This window comes from Enemella evansiae (assembly GCF_002250705.1).
GTDB lineage: Bacteria > Actinomycetota > Actinomycetes > Propionibacteriales > Propionibacteriaceae > Enemella > Enemella evansiae.
This window is the reverse complement of record NZ_NMVP01000005.1, coordinates 87,936-113,603: the sequence shown is the minus strand read 5'-3', so window position 1 is coordinate 113,603 and position 25,668 is coordinate 87,936. Positions and strand designations below refer to the sequence as shown.

Annotated in this window: 23 protein-coding genes; 12 read left to right on the top strand and 11 right to left on the bottom strand. The window is 69.7% G+C overall.

Annotated elements, in window-relative coordinates; genetic code table 11:
* Positions 1–250 precede the first annotated feature (250 nt).
* Together BI335_RS06255 and BI335_RS06250 are read right to left on the bottom strand one after the other, a co-directional pair.
* Complete coding sequence (locus tag BI335_RS06255; RefSeq protein WP_094429939.1) at positions 251–1,555, bottom strand: MFS transporter; 1,305 nt, start codon at positions 1,553–1,555, stop codon at positions 251–253.
* Positions 1,556–1,571: 16 nt separating this feature from the next.
* The gene (locus BI335_RS06250) at positions 1,572–2,369 is read right to left on the bottom strand and encodes a carbon-nitrogen hydrolase family protein (RefSeq protein WP_094405707.1); all 798 of its coding nucleotides are present in this window, start codon (positions 2,367–2,369) and stop codon (positions 1,572–1,574) included.
* A gap of 53 nt (positions 2,370–2,422) precedes the next feature.
* Here BI335_RS06250 and BI335_RS06245 point away from each other — a divergent pair, with 53 nt between their 5' ends.
* Entirely contained in the window at positions 2,423–3,109 is a 687-nt protein-coding gene (locus tag BI335_RS06245) for a GntR family transcriptional regulator (protein ID WP_094405708.1), read from the top strand.
* On the opposite strand, the gene BI335_RS06240 is transcribed toward BI335_RS06245, so the two are convergent.
* On the bottom strand, positions 3,090–4,427 hold the full coding sequence (locus BI335_RS06240) for an MFS transporter (protein WP_094405709.1): 1,338 nt from the start codon (positions 4,425–4,427) through the stop codon (positions 3,090–3,092). The two genes, BI335_RS06245 and BI335_RS06240, sit on opposite strands and share 20 nt — an antisense overlap.
* 109 nt (positions 4,428–4,536) lie before the next feature.
* Between BI335_RS06240 and BI335_RS06235 the strand changes: the two genes are divergently transcribed.
* Complete coding sequence (locus BI335_RS06235; protein WP_094405710.1) at positions 4,537–5,226, top strand: DUF2848 domain-containing protein; 690 nt, start codon at positions 4,537–4,539, stop codon at positions 5,224–5,226.
* Positions 5,227–5,229: 3 nt separating this feature from the next.
* Here the strand turns inward: BI335_RS06235 and BI335_RS06230 are convergent, their stop codons facing one another.
* Positions 5,230–6,462 (bottom strand): MFS transporter, encoded by a 1,233-nt coding sequence (locus BI335_RS06230; protein WP_094405711.1) that lies wholly within the window; start codon positions 6,460–6,462, stop codon positions 5,230–5,232.
* Between the two features lie 117 nt (positions 6,463–6,579).
* On the opposite strand from BI335_RS06230, the gene BI335_RS06225 reads away from it, so the two are divergent.
* Positions 6,580–7,479, top strand: a complete 900-nt coding sequence (locus BI335_RS06225; protein ID WP_094429938.1) for a LysR family transcriptional regulator — start codon at positions 6,580–6,582, stop codon at positions 7,477–7,479.
* A gap of 39 nt (positions 7,480–7,518) precedes the next feature.
* Positions 7,519–7,650: a hypothetical protein gene (locus BI335_RS22260; protein WP_267489859.1), complete on the top strand. Its 132-nt coding sequence runs from the start codon at positions 7,519–7,521 to the stop codon at positions 7,648–7,650.
* Here BI335_RS22260 and BI335_RS06220 read toward each other — a convergent pair.
* On the bottom strand, positions 7,647–8,549 hold the full coding sequence (locus tag BI335_RS06220; RefSeq protein WP_094405713.1) for a LysR family transcriptional regulator: 903 nt from the start codon (positions 8,547–8,549) through the stop codon (positions 7,647–7,649). The genes BI335_RS22260 and BI335_RS06220 overlap by 4 nt on opposite strands.
* A 189-nt stretch (positions 8,550–8,738) precedes the next feature.
* Between BI335_RS06220 and BI335_RS06215 the strand changes: the two genes are divergently transcribed.
* From BI335_RS06215 to solA, 4 genes are read left to right on the top strand one after another with little or no spacing between them, the layout of a single operon-like run.
* On the top strand, positions 8,739–9,650 hold the full coding sequence (locus BI335_RS06215) for an ABC transporter substrate-binding protein (RefSeq protein ID WP_172421767.1): 912 nt from the start codon (positions 8,739–8,741) through the stop codon (positions 9,648–9,650).
* Positions 9,650–10,570 carry an amino acid ABC transporter permease gene (locus BI335_RS06210; protein WP_094429936.1) on the top strand — a complete coding sequence of 307 codons (921 nt, stop codon included), beginning with the start codon at positions 9,650–9,652 and terminating at the stop codon, positions 10,568–10,570. The genes BI335_RS06215 and BI335_RS06210 overlap by 1 nt, the downstream gene beginning before the upstream one ends.
* The gene (locus BI335_RS06205; protein ID WP_094429935.1) at positions 10,567–11,328 is read left to right on the top strand and encodes an amino acid ABC transporter ATP-binding protein; all 762 of its coding nucleotides are present in this window, start codon (positions 10,567–10,569) and stop codon (positions 11,326–11,328) included. The genes BI335_RS06210 and BI335_RS06205 overlap by 4 nt, the downstream gene beginning before the upstream one ends.
* The gene (gene solA, locus BI335_RS06200; RefSeq protein WP_094429934.1) at positions 11,328–12,479 is read left to right on the top strand and encodes an N-methyl-L-tryptophan oxidase; all 1,152 of its coding nucleotides are present in this window, start codon (positions 11,328–11,330) and stop codon (positions 12,477–12,479) included. The genes BI335_RS06205 and solA overlap by 1 nt, the downstream gene beginning before the upstream one ends.
* Here solA and BI335_RS06195 read toward each other — a convergent pair.
* The 3 genes from BI335_RS06195 to BI335_RS06185 are packed head-to-tail and all read right to left on the bottom strand — an operon-like array spanning position 12,394 to position 15,836.
* A complete protein-coding gene (locus BI335_RS06195) occupies positions 12,394–13,869 on the bottom strand; it encodes an MDR family MFS transporter (RefSeq protein ID WP_229119470.1) in 1,476 nt (491 codons plus the stop codon). The two genes, solA and BI335_RS06195, sit on opposite strands and share 86 nt — an antisense overlap.
* A 21-nt stretch (positions 13,870–13,890) precedes the next feature.
* Positions 13,891–15,057 (bottom strand): MFS transporter, encoded by a 1,167-nt coding sequence (locus tag BI335_RS06190; RefSeq protein ID WP_172421766.1) that lies wholly within the window; start codon positions 15,055–15,057, stop codon positions 13,891–13,893.
* Entirely contained in the window at positions 15,054–15,836 is a 783-nt protein-coding gene (locus BI335_RS06185) for an alpha/beta fold hydrolase (RefSeq protein ID WP_208109389.1), read from the bottom strand. The genes BI335_RS06190 and BI335_RS06185 overlap by 4 nt, the downstream gene beginning before the upstream one ends.
* Before the next feature lie 22 nt (positions 15,837–15,858).
* On the opposite strand from BI335_RS06185, the gene BI335_RS06180 reads away from it, so the two are divergent.
* The gene (locus BI335_RS06180; protein WP_166646887.1) at positions 15,859–16,242 is read left to right on the top strand and encodes a MerR family transcriptional regulator; all 384 of its coding nucleotides are present in this window, start codon (positions 15,859–15,861) and stop codon (positions 16,240–16,242) included.
* A gap of 5 nt (positions 16,243–16,247) precedes the next feature.
* Here BI335_RS06180 and ilvA read toward each other — a convergent pair whose 3' ends face one another.
* From ilvA to BI335_RS06165, 3 genes are all read right to left on the bottom strand, one after another.
* Entirely contained in the window at positions 16,248–17,501 is a 1,254-nt protein-coding gene (gene ilvA, locus BI335_RS06175) for a threonine ammonia-lyase IlvA (RefSeq protein ID WP_208109388.1), read from the bottom strand.
* 29 nt (positions 17,502–17,530) lie between these two features.
* A complete protein-coding gene (locus tag BI335_RS06170) occupies positions 17,531–18,736 on the bottom strand; it encodes a DUF480 domain-containing protein (protein ID WP_229119469.1) in 1,206 nt (401 codons plus the stop codon).
* 351 nt (positions 18,737–19,087) lie between these two features.
* Positions 19,088–20,632 carry a DNA recombination protein RmuC gene (locus BI335_RS06165; RefSeq protein WP_229119468.1) on the bottom strand — a complete coding sequence of 515 codons (1,545 nt, stop codon included), beginning with the start codon at positions 20,630–20,632 and terminating at the stop codon, positions 19,088–19,090.
* A gap of 128 nt (positions 20,633–20,760) precedes the next feature.
* Between BI335_RS06165 and BI335_RS06160 the strand changes: the two genes are divergently transcribed.
* From BI335_RS06160 to ychF, 3 genes are all read left to right on the top strand, one after another.
* The gene (locus BI335_RS06160) at positions 20,761–22,059 is read left to right on the top strand and encodes a M18 family aminopeptidase (RefSeq protein ID WP_094429932.1); all 1,299 of its coding nucleotides are present in this window, start codon (positions 20,761–20,763) and stop codon (positions 22,057–22,059) included.
* Positions 22,060–22,131: 72 nt separating this feature from the next.
* Positions 22,132–23,220, top strand: coding sequence for a GNAT family N-acetyltransferase (locus tag BI335_RS06155; protein ID WP_094429931.1), 1,089 nt, complete (start codon positions 22,132–22,134; stop codon positions 23,218–23,220).
* A 1,173-nt stretch (positions 23,221–24,393) separates the two neighbouring features.
* Positions 24,394–25,467: a redox-regulated ATPase YchF gene (gene ychF / locus BI335_RS06150; protein WP_094356083.1), complete on the top strand. Its 1,074-nt coding sequence runs from the start codon at positions 24,394–24,396 to the stop codon at positions 25,465–25,467.
* Positions 25,468–25,668: the final 201 nt, after the last annotated feature.

Sequence of the window (25,668 nt, the reverse complement as noted above, 5' to 3'; positions counted from 1 at the left end):
TGGTCATCATCGGCCGGCTGCGCCGCGACCCCGACACCCAGGCCTACTTCCACCGACGCACCAGCGAACACAAGACCCGCGCCGAAACCATCCGATGCCTCAAACGCCACCTCGCCCGCACCATCTACCGAAACCTCAAAACCGACCTCATGACCACTTGACGATCTATAGGACCGTCGCTCGCAGCGCGAGCTACTCGAGGAGCGTGAAGGAAATGCTCGCTGCGCGGGTTACTCGATGAGCGTGGCGGTCAGCGGCGCAGCCGGCGGTACTCCCGCCGCAGGGCCTCGGACCAGGCGGGCACGATCAGGCCCTCGCTGGCCATCTGGCGCCGGGTGCTGCGCCGGCTGCGATAGATGCCGATCAGGCCGACCAGGTACATCGGCACCTGGACCGCCATCGCCCAGCGATAGGCGTGCAGGTCATACCCCGCGCCGCCACCGCCGCTGATCCCATCCAGGATCGCGCCGATCAGCAGCACCGCGACCAGAGCACCGAGGAAACCACCCATGATCACCACCGCCGTCGCGGTACCGAGTCGGCGCTGGTCGTTCGCGGTCCGGGCGAAGTCGAAACCGATCGAGGATCCCGGACCGCCGACCGACAACCCGGCGACCAGCAGCACCAGCAGCCAGGTCGGCGCCGGGCCGGGCCAGAGCAGCACCACGACCCACGGGACCAGACCCGCCATCGAGGCCGCCAGTACCAGATTGCTGCGGCGCAGCGGATGCGCCCGGGTGAGCTGGCCGACGACCGGTCCGGTGATGATGCTGCCGAGCACGAATGCGGTCATCAGCAACCCGGCCACGGCGGGGGAGCGGCCCTCGCCGGCGGTGAGGAACGGGAAACCCCACATCAGCGCGAAGGCCATCGGCGCGAAACCCACCGTGTAGTGGGAGAAGAAGCCGAGCCAGGTCCCCGGCTGGGAGACCACCGCCTGCAGTTGGCTGATGAAGCTCTCCGGGCTGGATTCCCGTCGGCGGACCGGGCCATGCGGGCTGTCCCGGATCAGCGACCAGCAGGAGACCGCCGAGATCAACCCGGCGATCGCGCAGGCCGCGAAACCGACCCGCCAGCCCTGGCTGCCGAGCAGCCAGACCAGCGGCACGGCGCTGAGGATCTGCCCGATCTGGCCGATCGCGCCGGTGAGCTGGGTGAGCAGCGGGATCCGGTACGCCGGGAACCAGAACGGCAGCAACCGGATCGCCGAGACGAAGGTCGCCGCATCGCCGGCCCCGACCAGGATCCGTGCGGTGAATGCCAGCGGCAGTGAGGGCGAGAAGGCCAGCAGCGACTGACCCGAAGCCATCAACAGTGCACCGAGGGTGATCATGGTCCGTGGACCGATCCGGTCCAACGCCAGCCCGACCGGGATCTGGCTGCCGGCGTACACCGCGATCTGCAGCACCACGAAGGTTGACAGCAATCCGGCCTGGATGCCGAAGTGCTCCGCCGCCTGCGGGGCGGCGACCCCGAGCGAGGTGCGGTGCAGCACGGCGATGCTGTACGAGAACAGCGCCGCCGACCAGATCACCCACGCCCGCTTCGACCCCATGTCGGGCCTGATCCTTTCAGCTCAGTCTGGCGTTCTCCAACACCGGCAGGCTCCGGCGGGCCTCGGCGACCCTGTCGAGATCGAGGTCGACGACCAGCAGCTCCGAGCCGGCACCGGCCTCGGCGAGCACCTCACCGAACGGCGAGATGACCTGCGAGTGCCCCACCCCGGTCGGCGCACCCGGCCTGGCGTCCACCCCGCTGGCCTTCGGATCGGCCTGGGCGCTGGCCACCACGAAGGCGGTGGCGTCCACTCCGCGGGCCTGGGTGACCAGCTTCCACTGCTCCAGCTTGCCCGGCCCGGCGCCCCAGGAGGCACTGACCACGACGACCTGGGCGCCGGCCCGGGCGTGGTCGATGTAGAGCTGCGGGAAGCGGACGTCGTAACAGATCGACAACCCGACCGTGGCGTCACCGATCGGGATCCGGACCGCCTCGCTGCCGGCGTCCACCGTGTCGGACTCGGCGAAACCGAAGGCATCGTAGAGGTGGATCTTGTCGTAGCCGATCCGTTCCCCGTCGGGGCCGGCGACCAGCAGGGTGTTGCGCACCTTCCCCTCCGAACCCGGGGTGAACATCCCAACCACCACGGTGATTCCGGCCTCCTGGGCGATCCGGGAGACCTCCTGTCCGAAGGGGCCGTCGATCGGTTCGGCGATCTCGGTGAGGTTGTTCCCGAAGGCCCGCATGGTCGCCTCGGGGAAGACCACGAGCTCGGCGCCCCGGTCGGCGGCCGCGGTCGTCTGTTCGGCGACCAGGCGCAGGTTGTCGGCGACCTCGCGGCCGGAGCTGATCTGGGCGATTGCGACCTTCATGATCCGTCCTTGTCCTCTGCGTCCACTGTGGGGTGTGGTGTTAACTCTGAACCATGGAAACACCCGAGGCCGCACCGACCACCGGTCGGCTGCGGGCGTACGAATATCTCCGCGACAACATCCTCACCGATCCCGACCGGCACGGCACCTTTCTCAACGAACAGGAGCTCGCCAGCGAGATCGGGGTGTCGCGGACGCCGGTGCGGGAGGCGCTGCTGCTGCTGGTCGCCGACGACCTGGTGGAGCTGATCCCGCAGCGCGGGGCGTACATCCCCAAGGTCGGGCCGCGTGAGGTGAGTGACCTGTTCGAGGTCCGCCGGGTGGTGGAGAAGCACGCGGCCAGCATCACCATCGACGAGAGCACCGTCCCGGGTCGGGCGATGGGAGACCTGCTCGGGCGTCAGCAGGAGCTGGAGGTCGACGACCAGGCGTCGTTCAAGGAGTTCATCACCCTGGACCGGGACTTCCACCAGGCCCTGGTCGATGCGGCCGGCAACCGGCTTTTCGCCTCCCTGTACGCCAAACTGCGGGCCCGGCAGATGCTGGTCGGCATCGAGGCGGTGCTCTGGCATCCGAACCGGATGGCGTCGGTGTGTGCCGAGCACCAGGCGATTCTGGACGCGCTGATCGACGGCGACCTGCCCGCTGCGCACCGGGCGATCGATGATCATCTGAGCACCACCCGCGGGCTGGTCCGCGAGCGCGCCGCCCGCCACCCGTTCAGCGGACATTCTCGGTGACCAGGGCGTCGTCGGCGTCGTCGACGACGGCCCGGCCCATCGCGAGTCCGATGATGGTGATCACGCAGGCCACCGCGATGTAGACCGCGATCAGCCAGGAATTGTTGTACTGCTTCATGAAGAAGGCGAACGCCGTCGGTGCCAGCCCGCCGGCGAAGATGCCGGCGAAGGTGTAGGCCAGCGAGGAACCGGTGTAGCGCAACCGGGCATGGAACTGCTCGGCGATGTGGGCCGCCTGCGGGGCGTACATGAACGAGTGGCAGAGCAACCCGACGACCACGCCGAACAGGGCCAGCGGGAAGCTGCGGGTGGTCTGCATGGCGATGAAGACGAAGGCCCAGATGCCGCCGAGCACCGCGGCCACGCCGTAGAGCACGCGGCGGTCGATCCGGTCGGAAAGCCAACCGGCGAAGGGCATCGTGACGATCTGCAGGGCGCCGGCGGTCATCGTGCAGGTGAGCGCCTGGGTGTTGGTGAGCCGGTTCGGGCCGGTCTGCAACCAGGTGATCACATAGACCGCGAAGAAGGCGTAGAGCACGTCCGGGCCGAAGCGGGTGAAGATCGCACCGAGCAGTGCCCGGGTCTGGGTGGTGAGCACCTCGGTGACCGGCGCCTTGGGCGGTTCGCCCTGTTCGACGAGCTTCTGGAAGACCGGGGTCTCCTCGAGCTTGTGCCGGATCCACAGCCCGAAACCGACCAGCACCAGCGACAGGCAGAACGCCACCCGCCAACCCCAGCTGAGGAAGGCCTGCGGTGACATCGAAGCGGTCATGATGATCAGCAGCAGGTTGGCGGCCACCGAACCGATCGGTACGCCGGTCTGGGCGGCCGAGGCCCACAGCCCGCGGGTGCCGGGTCGGGCGAACTCGCTGGACAGCAGCACCGCGCCGCCCCACTCGCCACCCACGCCGACACCCTGCAGGAAGCGCATCAGCACCAGCAGGATCGGCGCCCAGATGCCCACCTGGGCATAGGTCGGCAGGATGCCGATCGCGAAGGTGGCGACGCCGATCAGCAGCAGTGTCCAGACCAGCACCTTCTTGCGGCCGATCACATCACCGAGCCGGCCGAAGAAGATGCCGCCGATCGGGCGAGCGACGTACCCGGCGCCATAGGTGAGGAAGGCCTTGATGGTGTCCATCGCCGGATCCGAGCCCTCGAAGAAGAGCCGGCTGAACACGGTGCCGGTGACGGCGCCGAAGAGCGCGAAGTCGTACCACTCCAGGGAGGTGCCGGAGAGGCTGGCGGCGAATGCCTTGCGCAGATTCCGCCGTTCCTCGGCGGTCTGCGGTGGCAGCGCGGTGCTGCTTTCGGCCATGGGGACTCCCTCGTCTCGATACTAGCTGTATACATTAGGCATACCTAGTGGGGATTGAACAGCCTTGCATCGGTCCGTAGCCAACTCGTCACCTCGGAGGTACGCCCGCATGACCACCCTCAGCTTCACGCTCCCGGATGGATCGACCCGCCGGGTCGAGGTCCGGCGTACCCTCAACGCCGGCTATGCCGGCCGGGACACCGCAGCGGTGCAGGCACACATCGACGAACTGGCCGAACTCGGCGTACCCGGACCCTCGACGGTGCCGACCCTCTATCCGATCTCGCCCTATCTCGCCCAGCAGGTCGACCTGGTCGAGGTGCAGCACGCCCGCACCTCGGGGGAGGCCGAGTGGGCGCTGGTGATCGCCGACGACGGGGAGGTGCTGCTCACCGCCGCCTGCGACCACACCGACCGGGCACTCGAGGTGCACGGTGTCGCCTGGTCGAAGAACGCCAGCCCCGACGTGCTGGCCGACCGGGCCTGGTCCCTGCGGGACGTGCGGGACCACCTGGACCAGATCAGTCTGCGCGCCTGGGTGACCCATGGCGAGGGCTCGGAGGAGCTGATCTCCGACGGCAGCTGCGCGGACCTGCTGACCCCCGACCACTGGCTCGGGGTGCTCGCCGAGCGGGGCCTGGCCGAACCGGGCACGGTGCTGATGTCGGGCACCGTGCTGATGATCGAGGGAGTGGACCAGTTCGCCGACCGCTGGCGGGTCGAGCTCGCCGACCCGGTCACCGGTGGGACCATCGAGGTGGCCTACGCCATCCGGGTGCTGCCGGAGCCGATCGAGTGAGGCTCAGGCCGCGGCCGTCCGCCGCCGCGCATCGCTGAGCGCGATGGCGGCGAGCAGCACCACCAGCAGCACCGAGAATCCGATCATCACCGTGCTGGCAGGGAATTCGACGGCGGCCAGCCCGATGCCCAGGGCGGGTACGATCAGGCCGAGATAGCCGATCAGGAAGAGCCCGGCCAGCGCCTCGCCGCGGCGTTCGGGGGTCGACATCGCGATCACCTTGCCGACGGCGTCCTTGAACAGCACGCCCGCCCCGGCGCCGCTGAGGACGCCCCCGATCAGGAAGAACGCCAGGCTGGCCAGCAGCATCCCGGTCACCAGGGCCGCCAGCCCGACCAGTTGCAGCAGCAGGCCGAGTGGGCGGCGCGCGGTCTCGCGGAGCCGGCCGGTGCCGGTCTGCGCGATCGCCGCGGCGCCGAAGACCGCGAAGACGATCACCCCGGCCAGCGCCCGGGACGGACGGTGCAGGTCACCGGCGACGAAACCCGGCGCGACCGAGGTGAACAGGCCGAACACCGAGAAGGCCGCGATCGCCGCGGCGGCGGCCGCCAGGTATCCGGCCCGGTCCCCGTGGTCGATGCTGACCCGCTGCGGGCGATAGCGGCGCTGCAGCTGCACCGACACGGTTTCCGGGGTGAGTGCGATGCCGACGATCGAGACCAGCAGCAGCGCGGCGAAGACCAGATACTGGGTGCGCAGCGGGACCGGCAGCCACTGCGCGAGGATGCCGGCGACCAGAGTGCCCGCGCCGAGACCGCCGATGTTCGCCGCGGTCGAGACGATCTGGAACCGCTGGGGAGAGGCGTGCGGGCGGTGTGCGGAGTGCAGTTCGTGCAGGTGGGCGGTCGCCGTGGCGGTCAGCATGCCGACCCCGAGGCCGGTGATGATCCGGGCGACGATGAGCGCCGGAAGTGCTGTGCTGGTGAGAAAGATCAGTGCGGCGATGAGTTCCAGCCCGAGCGCCGGGACCAGGATCCGCTTGCGGCCCACCCAGTCCGAGACGTGGCCGGCCAGCAGCAGACTGATCACCACACCCACCGCATAGACAGCGAAGACCACGGTCACCATGAAGGTGGAGAAGCCGTCGGCCTGCATGTAGAGCGGATAGAGCGGCGTCGGCACGGTCGAGAACGCCATCCCGACCAGGAAGGCGAAGGTGACGAACCAGAAGCCCCGGCCGTGCCGGGCGGAATCGGTTCGACTGCTGGCGATCTGATCAAGGGTGCTGGCGGACAACGGGGTGACCTTTCGGGCGCGCGTACTGCTTCAGGAACCACTCTGCGGCATGCAACTCAGCAAATCCAACGAACAAATCTGCTAGAAATGATCACTGATTCAGATAGGTGGTGGCAGGTGGAGCTGCGGCAGCTGGAGCACTTCCTGGCAGTGGCGGAGGAACTGAGCTTCACCCGGGCCGCGCAGCGGTTGCATGTGGTGCAGTCCGGGGTCTCCGCCTCGATCAAGAACCTGGAACGCGACCTGGGGGTCCTGCTGCTCGACCGCAGCGCCCGGCAGGTGCGGTTGACCGAGGCCGGGACGCGGTTCATGGCCGAGGCGTACGCCGTCCTCGATGCCGCCCAGCAGGCCCGCGAGGCGGCCGCCGGGGACGAGGGCGAGCTGACCGGGACCCTGCGGCTGGGCACGATGACCGCGATCCGGTTGATCGATGTGCCCGCGATCCTGGGGGAGTACCACCGTCGCCATCCGCAGGTGCAGGTGCTGATGAGCGCCGCCGCCTCCGGTTCACAGGGGTTGCTGACCGCGCTGCACGAGCGACGCATCGATCTGGCCTTCCTGTCCACCCGCGGCGCGCCACCGGGGATCCGGCGGATCAAGGTGGCCGAGTCGGTGCTCCGGTTGGTGGTGCCGGCCGGTGACGAGTTGGCCGGCCGCGACCGGATCGAGCTGGGGGAGCTCGCCGGCCGCGACTTCATCGACGGACCCGAGGGGTACGGCACCCGCGCGGTCACCGATGCCGCATTCGCCGAGGCCGGCGTGCAGCGTCGGGTGACCCTCGAGATCGCCGATCTGTCCACCGGCCTGGACTATGTGCGGCACGGGCTCGGGATCGCGCTGCTGCCGGACTATCTGCTCTCCGGTGATCTACCGGCCGGGGTCGTCGTGGTGCCGGTGGGCGGACAGGCCGATCTCGACTGGCCGGTGTTCCTGGCGGTGCGCGAGGACCGTACGCCGAGCGCGGCGGCCCGGGCGCTGGTCGAGTTGGTCGGCCAGTGGCGTGACCGACGCGAGTGATGCGGTGTGCTCCCGTCCGGGGGCGATAGCGTGGCCGATGTGTCGAACGAGTGCGTGGAACGGGGTCGGCTGCGACTGCGCACCCCGGTGCTGACCGACCTGGATCGGTTCCACGAGATCTATGCCGATCGCCCGCTCGATGCGGACACGATCACCGCGGCCCTGCACTAGGGGTGCGAGGTCTGGAAGTAGTGCTCGACCCCGGTCCGCAGAGCCTCGACGAGCTTCGGCAGCAGCGGGTTGGTGTTGGAGCGGCGCCAGACCACCCCCACCCGACGCGACGGCAGCGGCGTACGCGTCGCGACGATGACCACATCACGTTCGGGCAGCAGCCCCAGCGCCGGCACCACCGCCACCCCCAGACCGGCACCGACCAGGGCCCGCATCACATCGAAATCGTCGGTACGGTGGGCGATCCGCGGCTCGAAACCGTGCGCGGAGCACAACCGCTGCAGCACCGGTGACTGCTGGCTGGCCACCCAGGTCTCCTCGGCCAGCTCCTCGATCCCCACCGCGTCCCGTCCCGCGAACCGATGGGTGGCCGGCACCAGCAAGGAGCGGGTCTCGGTCATCAACTTCAACCGGTCCAGGCTTTCCGGGACCTCCGGGGTGCCCAGATCGTTCTCGAACACCACCCCCAGGTCCAGCACTCCCTCGGTGACCATCGTCAGGATCTCCTCCAGGCTGCCCTGATCGAAGGAGACGATCGCATCCGGATGCTCGGCTGTGAAGCGCGCCAGTGCGACCGGGATGAGTTGGCGGCTCGCGGTCGGGAATCCGCCGAGCCGGATCTCGCCACGGTCTCCGGCGGCGATCGAGATCGCGTCCCGCTCGACCGCCATCAAGGTGGCGAGCGCATTCGCGGTGGAGTCGTGCAGATAGCGCGCCGACCACGTCGGCTGGATGCCCCGTGGCAGCCGTTCGAACAGTGCCAATCCGGTGGACTTCTCCAGTGCCGCGATGTGCTGCGAAACCGCCTGGGTGGTGTAACCCAGCGACTGGGCGGCAGCGGAGAACGTGCCGTGTTCGAGCACGGCGGCGAGCGTCCGCAGGTGGATCGGGTTCAGCATCGAGCCCTCGGTGATTCCTCGGTGTCCATCAGCAAATGATTGACAGTTTATGAACAGATCGCTGAGACCCGGAGCATGGCCAAGCGACGGGGGTGTTGGCCACCATTGGCCGAAACGCTCGACGAGGAGGGCACCATGATCTGTCAATCCACGCGGTCTCGTTGGTCAAGGGCGACGGCACCCAGGGCGGTGGCCGTCGCCGCCGCCCTCAGCCTGGTCGCGCTGAGTGCCTGCACCGAGGGCCCGGCGCCGAGCTCGGGCGGTGACACGGGAGCCCAGCCGGGCGGTGCCAACACCACCGGGGTCGATCTGAACACGCTCACCGTCGACCAGGCCGCGGCGGACAAACTGCCGGAGCGGGTGAAGCAGGCCAAGAAGGTCACCGTGGTGATGAACGTGTCCAGTGCACCGACCAAGTTCCGCGCCGAGGACAACACCACCATCGTCGGGTTGAACCCGGACATCGCCCAGGCCCTGGGCAAGCTGCTCGGTGTCGAGGTGACGATCTCCGATGTCCAGTTCGACGGCATCATCCCGGGCCTGCAGTCGAAGCGTTACGACATGGCGGTCTCCTCGATGGCCCCGAGTGCCGAACGCATCAAGGTGCTCGACATGGTCCGCTACGGCGCCTGGGGGACGTCACTGGCGGTCCAGCAGGGCAACGCGAAGAAGCTCACCACCAAGAACCTGTGCGGCGCCTCGGTCGCCGTCCAGCAGGGATCGATCCAGCACACCCAGCGGCTGCCCGAACTGTCCGACGGATGCACCAAGGAGGGCAAGCCGGCGATCAACCAGGTGGTGCTGCCGGACCAGACCGCGGCGATCCTGCAGCTGACCACCGGACGTATCGACGCGGTGCTCGCCGATTCACCGATCCTCGCCTGGGCAGCGAAACAGCGGCCCGGCACCATCGAACTGGTCGATGAGATGAACAAGGGTGCGGTCGACATCGCGCTGCCCAAGGACTCCGATCTGACACCGGCCGTGCAGGCGGCGATGCAGACCCTGATCCAGCGTCCCGAATACCAGCAGATCTACGCCAAGTGGGGGATGGACAACGCGGTGGTGACCGAGGCGGTCAAGGAAACGGGCAGCGCGTGATGTCCACCGTGGAATCGGCCACCCGGTCCGCGACCCCGGAGGAGGAACTGCAGATCGTCCCGCGGCGCAGCACCGGCACCATCATCGGTGCGGTCGTGGTGGCGCTGCTGGGTGCCTGGCTGTTGTGGATCCTGGCCACCAACCCACGCTTCGAGTGGGGTGTGGTCCGGCACTACTTCACCCACAAGGCGATCGCCCGGGGCGCGCTGCTCACCCTCGAACTGACGGTCATCTCGATGGTGCTCGGCGTGCTGCTCGGCGTCGTCCTGGCGGTGATGCGGATGACCCGGAATCGGCTGGTCTCCGGGGCGGCCGGTCTCTACATCTGGTTCTTCCGCGGTACGCCGCTGCTGATCCAGTTGATCTTCTGGTTCAACCTGGCCGCCCTGTTCCCGGTGATCACCATCGGGATCCCGTTCGGTCCGACGTTCTACAGCGGCAGCGCGAATGCGTTCATCACCCCGCTCAGCGCCGCCCTGCTGGGGCTGACGCTGAACGAGGCGGCGTACATGGCCGAGATCGTCCGCGGCGGTCTGCTCGGCGTCGACCGCGGGCAGACCGAGGCGGCCCAGGCGCTCGGGCTGGGCCGTGGCCGGATCCTGGGGCGGATCGTGCTGCCCCAGGCGATGCGGGTGATCATCCCGCCGACCGGCAACCAGGCGATCTCGATGCTGAAGAACACCTCGCTGGTCTCGGTGCTCGGCGTCGGGGATCTGTTGCACAGCGCGCAGATCGTCTACTCCCGCACCTATCAGACGATCCCGCTGCTGATCGTGGCCTCGCTGTGGTACCTGGTCTTCACCACCGTGCTCGGCATCGGCCAGCACTACATCGAACGGCACTTCGGCCGCGGCAGCACCACCCTAGTCGCTCGGACCCGGAAGCGCAGGAATCGAAGCGTGGAAGGAAAGGCGCGATGACCCCGCTGGTGACGGTCCGTGGCGTGCACAAATCGTTCGGGCCGCTGGAGGTGCTCAAGGGCATCGACTTCGAGGTGTCCGCCGGCCAGGTGTGCTGCCTGATCGGTCCGAGCGGATCCGGCAAGTCGACGATCCTGCGCTGCATCAACCACCTCGAGAAGATCGACGCCGGCCGGATCACCGTCAACGGCGAGGTGCTCGGTTATCGCCGGCGCGGCAACAAGCTGCACGAGATGACCGAATCCGACGCCGCCCGGCAGCGTACCGAGATCGGCATGGTGTTCCAGCGGTTCAACCTGTTCCCGCACATGACGGTCGGGGAGAACGTGGCCTATGCGCCGACCGTGCTCGGCCGGGAGACCCGCCGCAGCGGTGCGGCGCTGACGACCGAGCTGCTGGAGCGGGTCGGGCTGGCGGACAAGGCCGATTCCTATCCTGCTTCGCTTTCCGGCGGACAACAGCAGCGGGTGGCGATCGCGCGGGCGCTGGCGATGAAGCCCAAGGTGATGCTCTTCGATGAGCCGACCTCGGCGCTCGATCCGGAGCTGGTCGGGGAGGTGCTCGATGTGATGCGTGGCCTCGCCGAGGCCGGGATGACGATGATCGTGGTCACCCACGAGATGGGTTTCGCCCGCGAGGTCGGCGACTCGCTGCTGTTCATGGACGAGGGGATGGTCGTCGAACAGGGGCACCCGCGTGAGGTGCTCACCGCCCCGCAGCACGAACGCACCCGTTCTTTCCTGGCCAAGGTGCTCTGATGGGTTTCGATGCCGAGGTCGCGGTGATCGGCTGCGGCACGGTGGGCAGCATGACGCTGTGGCAGCTGGCGGACCGCGGGATCGACGTGGTCGGTTTCGAGGCGTACGCCCCCGGCCACGATCGCGGTGCGGCCGGCGGGGAGACCCGGCTCTTCCGGATGGCGTACGCCGAGGGGAGCGCGTTCGCCGGTCTGCTCAGCGAGGCCCGGGAACTGTGGCGTGAGCTGGAGCGGGTGTCCGGGGCATCGCTGCTGCAGCAGATCGGCGGGCTGTCGATCGGCGACCCGGCCGGGGCCTACCTGCGGGGGCTGCTGGATTCGGCCCGGGCCTCCCGGATCGAGGTCGAATCGGTCGGCGCCGACGAGGCGCAACGGCGCTGGCCGCAGCATGCCCTGCTGCCCGGTGAGATCGTCGTGCACGATCCGTCGGCGGGATTCGTCCGCTCGGATCTGGCGGTCGTGGTCGCCACCGACCGGGCCAGGCAGCAGGGGGCGCGGGTGCAGCGGTACGCACCGGTGCAGGACTTCACCGCCGACGAGCAGGGGGTGAGCATCCGCACCCGGGACGGTGTCTGGCGGGTGCGTACCGCGGTGATCACCGCCGGCTCCTGGAGCGCGCATTTCCTGCCCGGGTTGGAGCTCGCGCCCCGCCGGGTGCCGCTGTCCTGGTTCTCGCCGCTGGACCCGGGCCTGTGGGGCCCGGACCGGTTCCCGGTCTTCATCCGGGAGAGCGAGGGGGTGCATCTCTATGGCGCCCCGGCCGTGGACGGGGGCGCGGTGAAGGTGGCGGGTGCGGTCCGAGCCCGCGACATCACCGATCCGGACGCGGTGCAACGGCGCCACGACACCTGGGAGACCGAGGTGATGGTCGATGCGGTCACCCGGTTCCTGCCCGGGCTGCGCCCGGACCCGATCCGTGCCGACGCCTACACCGACCTCTACACCCCCGATGCGATGCCGGTGGTCGGCCCGGTACCGGGGTTGCCGGGGGTGTTCTGCGCGACCGGTTTCTCGGGCAAGGGATTCAAGATGGCGCCAGCGATCGGGAACGCGGTCGCCGAACTGGTCACCGGCGGCCGGGCGAGGCTTCCGGAGTCGTTCGCTCCGCCTTCCCGGCACCGCCGCGGGGCATCAGCAGCACCGCCCCGATAGCGATCGCGGCCGCGACAGTGGTGCCGAGGAACACGGTCCGGGCCGCGGTGCTGATCTGTTCGGGGGTGAACATGCCCGGCTGGATGCCGGTCGATCCCACCGGGACCGCCAGGGCCGCATTGGCCAGCGCGCCGGCCATCGCCGCCCCGAGGGCGCTGCCCAGGGACCGGGCGAACATGTTGGCGCCGGTGGCCACCCCGCGGCGTTCCCAGGGGACCGCGGACTGCAGGGCGACCATTGTCGAGGGGGCCAGCAGACCCAGGCCGATACCGGTGACGAAGCAGGATGCCGCGACCTGCCAGATCGAGCTGGTGGCGGTCAGCAGCAGCAGCGACGCCGACCCGGCGGTCACCACGAGCGCGCCGACCAGGGCGGTGGCCCGGAAACCGATCCGCAGATAGAGCCGGCCGGCGTTGGCGGCCGCCACCGGCCAGCCCATGGTGAGCGCGGCCAGCGCCAGCCCGGCGACCAGGGCCGAGGTGCGCAGTGCGGACTGGCCGTAGAGAGGGATGTAGGTGGTCAGCGAGATCAGCACCACCCCGACCAGCAGCGCGGCCAGATTGGCTGGGCCCTGGGTGCGTTCGCCGAGCACCCACCCCGGCAGGATCGGCTCCGCCGCGCGTCGTTCCACGATGACCGCCGCCAGCAGGGCGACGGCCGCACCGCCCAGCACCAGGCCGCTTTCCCAGGAGACCCAGCTCCACCGCGTACCACCCTCCAGCAGTGCCAGCACCAGCAGCGCGCTGCCGACCGCCAGCAACCCGGCCCCGGCATAGTCGATCCGGTGCCGGGTCGGGGTGACGTTCTCGTGGAAGCGCCGGATCAGCACGATCGCGGCCGCGGCGCCCAGCGGGATGTTGATCCAGAAGATCCAGCGCCACCCGGCGTAGTCGGCGAAGAAGCCACCGAGCGTCGGCCCGATCACCGAGGCGGCCGCCCACACCCCGGCCAGATAACCCTGCACCTTGGCCCGTTCGGCGACGGTGTAGATGTCGCCGATGATCGTCATCCCGATCGGCTGCACGGCCCCGGCACCCAGCCCCTGGATCGCGCGGAAGGCGATCAGCGCCGTCATGTTCCAGGCCGAACCGCACAGGATCGAACCGAGGACGAACATGCCGACGCCGAAGAGCATCACCTTCTTGCGCCCGACCAGGTCGGCGATCTTGCCGTAGATCGGCACCGCGACCGCCTGCCCGAGCAGATAGACCGAGAACAGCCACGGGAACTGGGTGAACCCACCCAGGTCGCCGACGATCGCGTTCACCGCGGTCGCCAGGATGGTGGCGTCGATGGCGACCAGGCCGGTGCTGAGCATCACCGCCAGCAGGACCGGTCCGCGTTCGGAGCGCAGACCGACGCCGGCTCGGGTCACCGCTTCATCTGTCACCGCTGATCATCTCGCACCGCCTCATCTTGGCAGAGGACGGTGACCGGGCACCGTACGGGCGAGCAGTGGGATCGACAGCACCGCCAGCGCGATGGCGAGTGCGGGAACCAGCAGGCCCCGCCCGATCAGCAGACCGCCGACCCAGGTGCCGAGTGCGATCCCGGCCTGGTAGGCGACCACGTATGCCGAGGAGGTGAGGTCACCGCCCGGTCCGGCGACCCGGATCACCGCGGCCTGCAGCACCACCGGAGTCGCGGCGATGCTGCCCGCCCAGAGCACGGCCGTGACCGCGACCACCGCGGGAGCCTCGGCGAGCAGGCCGGGTTGCAGGACACCGACCAGGAGCAGGGTGAGCACGCTGGTTCGCCACGGTCGTTCGTCGATCCACCGGCCGGCGAGCCAGACCGCGGCCAGGCTGCCGATACCGCAGCCGGTGAGCAATGCCGCGTACCCTGCCCGCTCGATATCCACTCGGGCGGCGAAGACGCTCAGGTAGGGGTAGCTCAGATACAGCGCGGTGACCACCAACAGGGTCCCGCCGGTGATCGCGACGGTGCCCTGCGTTCCCGCCCGGTCCGCCCGATTGGCCGGCGGTGGGTCGGCGGGGCCCCGCTCCGCGCGACCCGGTGGTAGTTGGCGCCAGAGTGTTGCGGCCAGCACCACCGCCGCGATCGCCACCGCCCCAGTCACCGGACGCCAACCGAGCTGCTGACTGGCCAAGGTCGCGATCGGTACGCCGGCCAGCAGGGCAAGGCTGGTGCCGAGGAAGACCCGGGACGATGCCCACGCCTGCCGGCCCGGCTCGACCAACTCGGCCGCCACCAGCGGCGCCAGTCCCCAGACCGGCACGTGCACCAGCGCGATCCCGGCCCGAGCCGCCGCGGCGACGGCCAGGGTCGGGGCGGCGGCGAGCACCAGCTGACCGGCTGCCAACCAGACCAGCGCGGCGCAGAGCACGGTGCGCCGGGGCAGTCGGCGGGTCAGCAGGGTGAGGGGGATGCCGAAGACCCCGGCGACCAGTGCGTAACCGGAGATCAGCGCACCCACCTGGGCCGGGGTGGCGTCCAGATCGGCCTGCAGCTGGGGCAGCTGCCCGACCGGCAGCAGTTCGGCCACCAGGAAGACGAAGACGACCCCGGCCAGGGCGGCGAGTGCCCGGCCGGGCGTACCGTCTCTCTCCGAGGTCACAACCGGTGCTTCGCCAGGAACGCGCTGATCTGCGCGGCCCAGGTCGGCGTCTCCGCGGGGGTGAAGATGTGCCCCGCCTCCGGCAGCTCGACGTATTCGGCGCCGGGGATCAGCTCGGCCAGTCGCCGGGTGGAGCTCGGCAGCACGGTCCGGTCCTGGCCGGCGCCGATGACCAACGTCGGTACGCCGATCGCTGCGGCCTCCTGGCGCACGTCGACGGTGCGGACGAGCTCCATCTGCGGGATCAGGGCCGACCCACCGACCTGCAGATCTGCCACGGTGGCAGCGATCGCGCGCGCCGCGGCGTCCGCATCGAGGGTCGCGAGTTGGGCGGGGGTGCCGACGCTGAGCAGCATCACCCGGGCCAGGTCGTGCCAGCGTTCGGCCCGGGCGAGGTCGGCGAACAAGGTGGCGAAGTTCGCACCCTGGACGTCGATCTCGGCCATCCCGACGGTCAGGATCAACCCGCTGACCCGCTCCGGATGCCGGGCTGCCGCGGTGATGGCGACCGTGGTGCCGAGTGAGAGGCCGAGGATCGGGAAGCGGTCGTTGCCGGCCCGGAGCTGGGCCTCGACCAACTCGTCGGCCAACCCGGCCAGCGTCAACGGGGTGGCCGCGGGCGGTCGGGATCCGCTGCCGGGATAGTCGCGACCGGTCAGCGTACGCCCCGGCAGGTGCGCCGCGAGTTCGGCGAAGTTGGCCTCGATGCCGCCGCCCGCACCGTGGGCGAGCGCGAGGACCGGGCCGGAACCGAAGCTGTGCAAGGAATAATCACTCATGGCGTCGACGCTAGGCATTGACATGGGTGACAAGGTCAAGGCCGATGTGAGCAACGCCACGGCAACGATGACGATCGGTCGACTCGCCGAGGCGACCGGAGCCTCGGCCCGATCGCTGCGCCACTACGAGGCCAACGGGTTGATCAGCGCGGAGCGGGACAGCAGTGACTACCGCCGCTATCGGACCGGGACCATCGAACGGGTGCAGCGGATCCGGCGGCTGCTGGGCGCCGGTTTCAATCTCGCCGAGGTCGCGATCCTGCTGCCCTGCATGGACGAGGACCCGGCGCGGATCGACATCTGCCCGCAGGTCGCCGGCGTGGTGCACGAGAAGCTTGACGCCTTGCTCAGCCAGTCCCGCGAGATCGCCCAGCAGCGCGACCAGATCCGTGCACTGATCGCCTAACTCACCTAGACCAGGAAGCGGTAGAACGGGCTCGTCGGGTCGACCTGTTCGACGGTCATCGGGGAGCGTTCCATCCGCTCCAGCAGGCCGTCCAGATCATCCGGGTTGCCGAGCTCGATGCCGACCAGCGCCGGCCCGGTCTCCCGGTTGGAGCGCTTCACGTACTCGAACAGCGCGATGTCGTCGTCCGGGCCGAGCACCTCGTCGAGGAAGCGGCGCAGCGCGCCGGGCTCCTGCGGGAAGTTCACCAGGAAGTAGTGCTTGCGGCCTTCCCAGACCAGCGACCGCTCGACGATCTCCGAATAGCGGGAGACGTCGTTGTTGCCACCGGAGAGGATCGCCACCACGCTCTGCCCGTCGCCGATGGTGAGCTGGCGGCCCAGGCTGGCTGCGGCGAGTGCGCCGGCTGGCTCGGCGATGATGCCGTCGGTCTGGTAGAGCTCCAGCATCTCCGAACAGATCTGGCCCTCCGGCACCGCGACCGGCTCCGGCTGGTGAGCCAGTGCGAGTGCGGTGGTCAGATCCCCGGCCCGGCGCACCGCTGCGCCGTCGACGAAGGTCTCGATGTGGTCCAGGGTGACCGGGGCGCCGTGCGCCATCGCCGCCGCCAGATTGGCCGCGCCGGCCGGTTCGACCGCGACGATCCGGGTGTCGGGGTGGTGTTCGGCGAACCAGACCAGACAGCCGCCGAGCATCCCGCCGCCACCGACCGGCACCACCAGCACGTCCGGTGCGTGGCCGAGTTGATCGACCACCTCGGCGGCCAGCGTGCCCTGGCCGGCGACGGTGCGCGGGTCGTCGAAGGCCGGCACCATCGTCGCGCCGGACTCCCAGACCTCGGTGTACGCCCCCTGCGCGGCCTCGTCGTAGGTGTCACCGGTCACCACCAGTTCGACATGGGCCCCGCCCAGTTGCCGCATCCGGTCCCGCTTCTGCCGCGGGGTGGTGGAGGGGACGAAGATCCGGGCCCTGATGCCGAGCCGGGCGCAGGCGTACGCCACCCCCTGGCCGTGGTTGCCGGCGGAGGCGCAGACCACCCCGGCCTGCCGCTCGGCCGTCGAGAGCTGGGAGATCAGGTTGTAGGCGCCGCGGATCTTGTAGGAGCGGACCGGTTGCAGGTCCTCCCGCTTCAGCCAGACGTTGGCGCCGGTGCGCAGCGACAGCCGCAGATTGCGCTGCAGCGGGGTCTCGGTGATCACGCCGCGCAGCCGGGTGCAGGCGTCGGAGATATCGGCCGCGGTGACGTCGTTCTGCTTCATTCGGGTCATTGTGCCGTCGTCGGACGACCTCAGGGCTGCTGTGCCACCAGATAGAACCGGTCGGTCTCCGGTTCCATGCCGGCCAGCGGGCCGCGCAGATACCACTCCTCGATCTCCAGGCCGGCCTGTTCGGCGGCCCGCTTGATCTCCTCGGGGTCGTGCAGCACGAAATCGAGCGAGACGGCCCGGTCGAGATACTCCTCGGTGTGCCGGACCTCGGCCCCGGCATGCAGCGCGACCGCGATCCGGCCACCGGGGGCCAGGATCCGGGCCAGGGCGCCGAACCAGGGCGCCAGCTCGGAACCGGACAGGTGCACCCCGGCGTACCAGGCGACGATCGTGCCCCACGCGGCGGCGTTGGGTGGGCGCAGCAACCGATTGAAGTCGGCGACCTCGAACCGCAGGTCCGGATGGGTCTCGCGGGCGACCCGGATCATCTCGGGGGAGAGGTCGAACCCGGTGACCTCCGCGCCGGCGTCGGCGAGCACGCGGGTGGTCTGGCCCGGGCCGGTGCCGATGTCGGCGATCGGGCCGGTGGACTCGGCGGCCAGCCGGCCCAGCAGCCACCGGTCGAACGGCTTGCCGGCCAGCTCGTCACCGAAGCGTTCCGCGTACGCCTCGGCGAGCGCGTCATAGCTGGCCCGGACCCGCTCGTCGCGGGCCGCCGCACCGTCGGCGAGCACCTGGTCCCGATCCACCGCCGCAACCGGCGCGGCCGGTTCCGCGATGCCCTCGACCGGGCCCAACAGGTGCACCCAGCGCGGGTCGCGGTGACCGGGGAGCCGCTCCAGTTCGCGGGTCAGCGGGGTGTCCCGCTCGGCCAGCCGGCGCAGCACCTGCTCGGCGGATTCCTTGTCCGGGAACGGAAAGAGCCGGTCGGTGCGCGTCTTGAGTTCCCCGGCGGACTGCGGGCCGCGGAGCAGCAGCACGGTGATCAGGGCCCGTTCGTCGTCGGCGAGTTCGAGCTGTTCGTCGAGCCGCTGGTGGTACTTCAGCGCGCGCGACCCCTTGCCGGCCCAGACGAAGCGGACCAGCTCCCGGTCCTTCAACCCGCGCAGACAGGCCTCGAGCTGCTGGTCGTCGTAGTCGCTGACCGGCTCCCGGCTGGAGGTCTGGTTGCAGGCGGTCCGCAGCGCGTTCAGCGACAGCGGATAGCTCCCGGGAACCGTCTTCTGCTTCTCCAGCAGGGAACCCAGCACCCGTTGTTCGATCGCGTCCAGCTCGATCTCGGCCACGATGCTCAGCGTACTGTTTGTCCTCGGCTCGCGCCCGCGCGCCCAATCCCCGCTCTTCATCGCAGTCGTCGAAATCCCCGCGATGACCCTGTGATTTGGGGCGTTCGTGACGCGGGGATTTCTCCTTGGTGCTCTTCCAGAGCGGGGGCGCGCTTCCGACGCTCGCCGAGGGGTTCTCGGCTCGCGCCCGCGCGCCGGTCTTTCTCGGCTCGCACCCGCGCGCCCAATCCCCGCTCTTCATCGCAGTCGTCGAAATCCACGCGAGGACCCTGTGCTTTGGGGCGTTCGTGACGCGGGGATTTCTCCTTGGTGCTCTTCCAGAACGGGGGCGCGCTTCCGACGCTCGCCGAGTCAGTCCGTGCCGGTACCGCGGCGGCGTGCGGTGGGCGGGTCGGCCCAGCCGAGCAGATCGGGCTGTTCGCGGGCCAGTTCGTCGCGCTCGGGCAGAGCTTTGCGGCGTTTCGCGCCGCGGCCGATCAGCGGCTCCACTCGGGCGGCGTCCTCGACCAGCTCGGGGGCGGCGATATCGCGGGTGGACTCGTCGACGCTCTGCGGGGCGGTCAGCTCGGCGTCGGTGACCTTGAGGTCACGGAAGCGGCGGGCGGTGACCAGCACCCGGGCTTCCATCGAACCGACGGTCGAGTTGTATGCCCCCACCGCGGCCTTCAGCGAGCGGCCCACCTTGTCCAGATGGCCACCCATCGCCGAGAGCCGGTCGTGCAGCTCGCGGCCGAGCGCGAAGACCTCGGCGGCCGACTCGGCCAGCGCCGCCTGCTTCCAGCCATAGGCGACCGCGCGCAGCATCGCGATCAGAGTGTTCGGCGTCGCCACCACCACATTGCGCGCCGCGGCGTACTCATGCAGGTCGGGCAGCTGCTCCAGGGCGGAGAACAGGAACTGCTCATTGGGCAGGAACATCACCACGAACTCGGGCGTACCGGTGTCGGCCTTCCAGTATTCCTTGCCGGAGAGCTGGTCGACGTGACCCTTGACGTTGCGGCCGAAGAGGGTGAGCTTCTCGGCGCGCGACCGCTCGTCCTCGGTCTCGTGTGCCTCCAGGAAGGCGCTCAGCGGCACCTTGGCGTCGACATAGAGGAACTTGCCGTCGGACAGGTTGACCCGCATATCGGGGCGGATCGCCCGGTCCGCCGAGGTGGTGGCGCTCGCCTGTTCGTCGAAATCGCAGCGATCCACCATCCCGGCATATTCCGCGACCCGACGCAGCTGCAGCTCACCCCAGGCGCCGCGCACCTGCGGCTTGCGCAGCGCGGTCGCCAGCGCGTGGGTCTCGCGGCGCAGATGCTCACCGGTGGCCTGCACCGCGATCACCTGGTTGCGCAGGTCGGTGGCCATCGCCACCCGGTCCTTCTCCACCGAATTCAACCGGTCGGCGAAGGTGGCCATCAGCTCGGTCAACGGGGTGATGATCGCCCGGGTCTGCTCATCGGTGGCCTTGCCCTGCCGTTCCAGCGTCTCGCCGGAGAGCGCCTTGAACTGGTTGGCCAGCGCCTCCCGGTCCTCGCTGAGCCGCTGCGCGCGCTCACGCGCGGCGTCGCGCTCGGCCCGGGCGGCCGCCAGCTGGGCGGACACCTCGGCCGCCTCGGCCTGGGCCTGGGCGGTCTCGGCGCGGGCCTCGGCGATCTGGCCGCGGACCTCGGCGGCACCGGCTTCCAGGCGGTGCAGCTGGGCGCGCAGGGTCGCGGTCTCGGTGCGGGCGTCGGCCGCCTGGGCACGCGCATCGGCCGCCTCGGCCCGGGACGCCGCGGCGCTCGAACGATCGTCGGCGGCGGCCTCGGACGTCCGGGAGCGTAGCACGAACCAGGCCCCCGCGGCGCCGAGGGCGAGGCCGATGACCAGCATCAGTCCGATGACCAGCAGGGCTGCGGTGATCTCCATACCAGCGATCCTGCACGAGGGGTCTGACAGTTTCCGCCAGGCGCTCCGCCGGCCACCGGATCGCTGCTGGATCACCGGCCCGATCGGGCGTACTGACGCCAGAAGCCGGTCGATGGTTTGATGACACCATGCCGCACGCCGACTCGCAGAAACACGTCGCCGACCTGGCCGCCTTCGTGGTGGCCTCACCGAGTTCCTTCCACGCCGCCGCGGAGCTGGCCCGGGCGCTGCGCGAGGCCGGGTTCGCCGAACAGGTGGAGACCGAGGACTGGGACGCTTCCCCGGGCGGCCATTTCCTGGTCCGCGATGGGGCGCTGGTCGCCTGGTGGGTACCGCAGATCGCCGGGCCGCGGTCGGGGTTCCGGATCGTCGGCTCGCACACCGATTCGCCCACCTTCAAGCTCAAGCCGGACCCCACCTACGGTGCCGCGGGCTGGCAGCAGGTCGGTGTCGAGGCCTATGGCGGCCCGTTGATCGCCTCCTGGACCGACCGCGAACTCGGTATCGCGGGCCGGATCGTCACCCCGCGTGGGGAGCGGGTGCTGGTCAAGACCGATGCGGTGATGCGGATCCCGCAGCTCGCCATCCATCTCAACCGCGGGGTGAACGACGAGGGGCTGAAGCTGGACAAGCAGTTCCAGACCCAGCCGGTGTTCAGCGTCCGGCGCCCCGACCTCCAGGTGCTCGACCTGGTCACCGACTTCGCCGACGACATCCGCTTCCCCGACGGTCTGACCTCCGACGACGTGGCCGGACACGACCTGATCGCCTTCGACACCGCCAAGCCCAAGCTCTTCGGCGCCGACGACTCCTTCCTGGCCTGCGGCCGGCTGGACAACCTGTCCAGCGTGCACGCCTCGCTGATCGCCCTGCTGAACACCGACGACACCGGCGGCGACATCGCGGTGCTGGCGGCCTTCGACCATGAGGAGGTCGGTTCGGGGTCCCGGTCCGGCGCCTGCGGGCCGCTGCTGGAGGATGTGCTGGTGCGGACCGCGACCGCGCTCGGCGCGACCCCCGATGAGTATCGGCAGATGCTGCAACGCTCCTCCTGCGTATCCGCCGACGCCGGGCACGCGGTGCATCCGAACTATGTCGGCCATCACGACCCTGTGCATCGGCCGCTGCTGAACGAGGGTCCGCTGCTGAAGATCAACGCCAACCAGCGGTACGCCTCCGATGCGGTGGGGGAGACGCTGTGGCGGCGGGCCTGCGCGGTGGCCGGGGTGCCGGTGCAGCAGTTCGTGTCCAACAACCAGGTGCCGTGCGGGTCGACGATCGGTCCGCTGACCGCGACCCGGCTCGGGATCACCACCGTCGATGTCGGGGTACCGCTGCTCAGCATGCACTCGGTCCGCGAGATGGCCGGTGTCGACGACCTCTACTTCCTCACCCGTGCCCTGCAGGCCTACTGGGCGGGCGCCTGACCCGGCCGGTGCGAGAGCTGGTCGGGCAGAAAATCGATTGGCGGCGACCCGGCCGGCTGACAGGCTGACCGGGTGAGTGATGTGCAGATCGTTCGAGCCCCCGACGCGCCGACCCCTGGCTGGACCACCGGGCTGAAGGAGTTCGTCACGCTCTCCGACCGGTCGCACCAGACGCGGCTCGCGTCTGTGGATTATCAGTTCCGGGCCTCGGAATGGGCGGCGATGTGGGTCGCCCGGGAGCAGACCGACCAGTTGCTCTGGCTGGCCGTGACGGACGGCCGCGTGGTCGCGGCGATGCAGTTCGGCCTGCCCCTGCAGGACAATCTGCGGTTGGCCGACGGCTGGCTGATCCTCGACCCGGAGTACGCGGAGCGGGCGTCGGAGCTGTTCGACGCGCTCTGGGATCAGGCCCGGCAGGAGCTGGTACGCCGGGGGCGCGGCCTGGTCTGGTTCTGGCACATCACCGCGATTCCCGACGCGGGTGAGGCGCAACTGGAACCGCGTACCGGCTTGGGCGCGGTGATCGCCGACGAGACCGCCGATTGGCTTGCCAGCACGGGGTTCAGGCTGGAACAGGTCGAGGTGCTGGCGCGCCTGGATGTTGACGATTCCTTTGTGGGGAAGGATTTCGCGGCGCTGGCCGCCGACGCGGAGGCGGCCTCTGAGGCGTACCAGGTGAAGGGGTGGGTCGGGCCGACACCGGCCGAACTCATTCCCGCGATGACCGAACTGCGGGCCCGGATGAGCACCGATGTGCCGGCCGGTGACCTGGCGATGGAGGAGGAGAGCTGGGATGAGGACCGGATCCGGTACGCCGACGCGCTGCAGGAGCTGATGGGTCGCCGCACGTTGTGGATGGTCGCTCGGCACCGCGAATCCGGTGAGCTGGCGGCGTACACCCAGTTGTCCGTGGTCGACGAGGTCCCCGAACTCGCCTGGCAGAACGACACCCTGGTCGCCGGCGCGCACCGCGGGCACCGGCTCGGGATGCGGATCAAGCTGGCGAACCTGGAGCAGTTGCGCGAGCAGGCACCCGGGGTGCGCCGGATCCTCACCGGCAATGCCGACGAGAACGCCCACATGCGTTCCATCAACACCGCCCTCGGCTTCCGGCCGGCTGTCGTCGGCGGGGTCTGGCAGCTGGAGCTGGGAGCGGAATGACGGTGGCCGTCACCGAGATCGCCCCGCCGCTGATCGACGGCGCCCCGAACCCCGAGCTGGCCGAGGTGATCGACCTGTGGCGGCGCTGGGGTGAGGATCGCTTCGGTCACGACGATTTCCAGCACGGGATGGCCGGGCTCGCGCATCGTCTGACCGGCACGTCCCGGGTTGCACGGCGGATGTGGGTGGTACGCGAGGGGGAGCGGGTGGTCGGCTCGCTGCAGCTCGATCTGCCGCTGGGGGACAACGAGCACCTGGCCGATCTGGAACCCTGTGTGGACCCGTCCGTCGATCCGGCCGCGGTGCTCGAGGCGCTGTGGCACACGGTACGCCCGGTGCTGCGGGCCGAGGGCCGGACCGCGGTCTCGCTGTGGGTGTCCGACCCGATCCTGACCCCGGACCCGGCTGCGGAGACGGTCACCGCGAGCACGGGATCCGGCGCGGTCCGTCTCGACGCGACGGCCCGCTGGCTGCTGGACACCGGGTTCGTGCTCGATCAGGTCGAGCGCAGCGGGTTGCTGCGGATCCCCGAGGGGCTCGGCGATCTGGACCGATTGCAGGCCGAGGCCGAGCGGGCCAGCGGCGACTACGAGCTGGTGCAGTGGAGCGGGCCGACACCGCCCGAGCTGCGTGACGGGCTCGCGGTCCTGCGCGGGCGGATGTCCACCGACGTACCGATCGGCGACCTGCCGCGCGGTGCGGAGACCTGGAACGCCGAGCGGGTCAGCGAGCTGGATGAGTTCCACCGAAAGGAAAAGCTGGACGACCTGTGGACCATCGCGGTACGCCGGGGGAGCGGTGAGCCGGTCGCGCACACCTATCTGTCGGTGCCACAGGAGAAGCCGGGCCTGGCCTGGCAGGAGGACACCCTGGTCCGCCCGGACCACCGCGGCCACCGGCTCGGGCTGCTGGTGAAGGCGGCCAACCTGCGCCGGCTGCGGGCCGAGCATCCGGGCGTACACCGGGTGCGGACCTGGAATGCCGACGAGAACGCGCACATGCTCGCCATCAACGACGCCCTCGGTTTCCGCCCCGACGCCCATCGAGGGCCTCTGGCTCCTGACGCGCATCGAGTAGCCCTCCGATCCCCGAGTAGCTGGCCATGCGGAGCGCCAGCGGAGCAATGGCCAGCGTGTCGAGGGGTCACCCAATGCTCGGCTAAAGTGGGCCGGCGTGGCACTCACCATCGGAATCGTCGGCCTCCCGAACGCCGGCAAGTCGACCCTGTTCAACGCGCTGACCCGCAACGACGTGCTCGCCGCGAACTATCCGTTCGCGACCATCGAGCCCAACGTCGGCGTGGTCGGCGTACCCGAGCCGCGGCTGGCGAAGCTCGCCGAGATCTACTCCTCCAAGGAGATCATCCCGGCGACGGTGTCGTTCGTGGACATCGCCGGCATCGTGAAGGGTGCCTCCCAGGGCGAGGGGATGGGCAACGCGTTCCTGGCCAACATCCGCGAGGCCGACGCGATCTGCCAGGTGACCCGGGTGTTCGCCGACGCCGATGTGACCCATGTCGACGGTTCGGTCGATCCCGGCAAGGACATCGACACGATCACCACCGAGCTGATCCTGGCCGACATCCAGACCCTGGAGAAGGCGCTGCCGCGGCTGGAGAAGGAAGCCCGGATCAAGAAGGAGTCTCAGCCCAAGCTCGCCGCCTGGCAGGAGGCGCTCGAGGTGCTCAACTCCGGCAAGGGTGTGTACGCCGCAGGGCTGGACCGCGAACCGCTGAAGGAGCTGTTCCTGCTCACCGCGAAGCCGTTCCTCTACGTGTTCAACTGCGACCAGGACGAGCTCGCCAACGAGGAACTGAAGCAGCGGATGCGCGACTTGGTCGCCCCCGCCGAGGCGATCTTCCTGGATGCCAAGATCGAGGCCGAGCTCGCCGAGATGGAACCCGACGAGGCCCGGGAATTCCTTGCCGAGATGGGAATCGACGAACCCGGGCTCGATGTGCTGGCCCGGGTGGGTTACGAGACGCTGGGCCTGCAGAGCTACCTCACCGCCGGCCCCAAGGAGGCCCGCGCCTGGACGATCCGCAAGGGCGCGACCGCCCCCGAGGCCGCCGGCGTGATCCACACCGATTTCCAGAAGGGCTTCATCAAGGCCGAGATCGTGGCTTACGACGATCTGGTCGCCGCGGGGTCCGAGCAGGCCGCCAAGGCCGCCGGCAAGATGCGCCTTGAGGGCAAGGACTATGTGATGTCCGATGGCGACGTGGTCGAGTTCCGCTTCAACGTGTGATCACGTCGGGTGGCTCGTCGACAAGGTGGGGCTCGTCACCCGTCAGATCGAGCCATGGGAGACGCGCGTCGGCAGCCATATTGGTGAGGTCACGGATGAGTTCTGCGAGATCGTCACCAACCGGTGAGGTCGGTCCCGCGGTGTAGGAGAACCGTCCGCCCTCCTCGGAGTAGAGCTCACGGACCTCCCACGACTCAATCC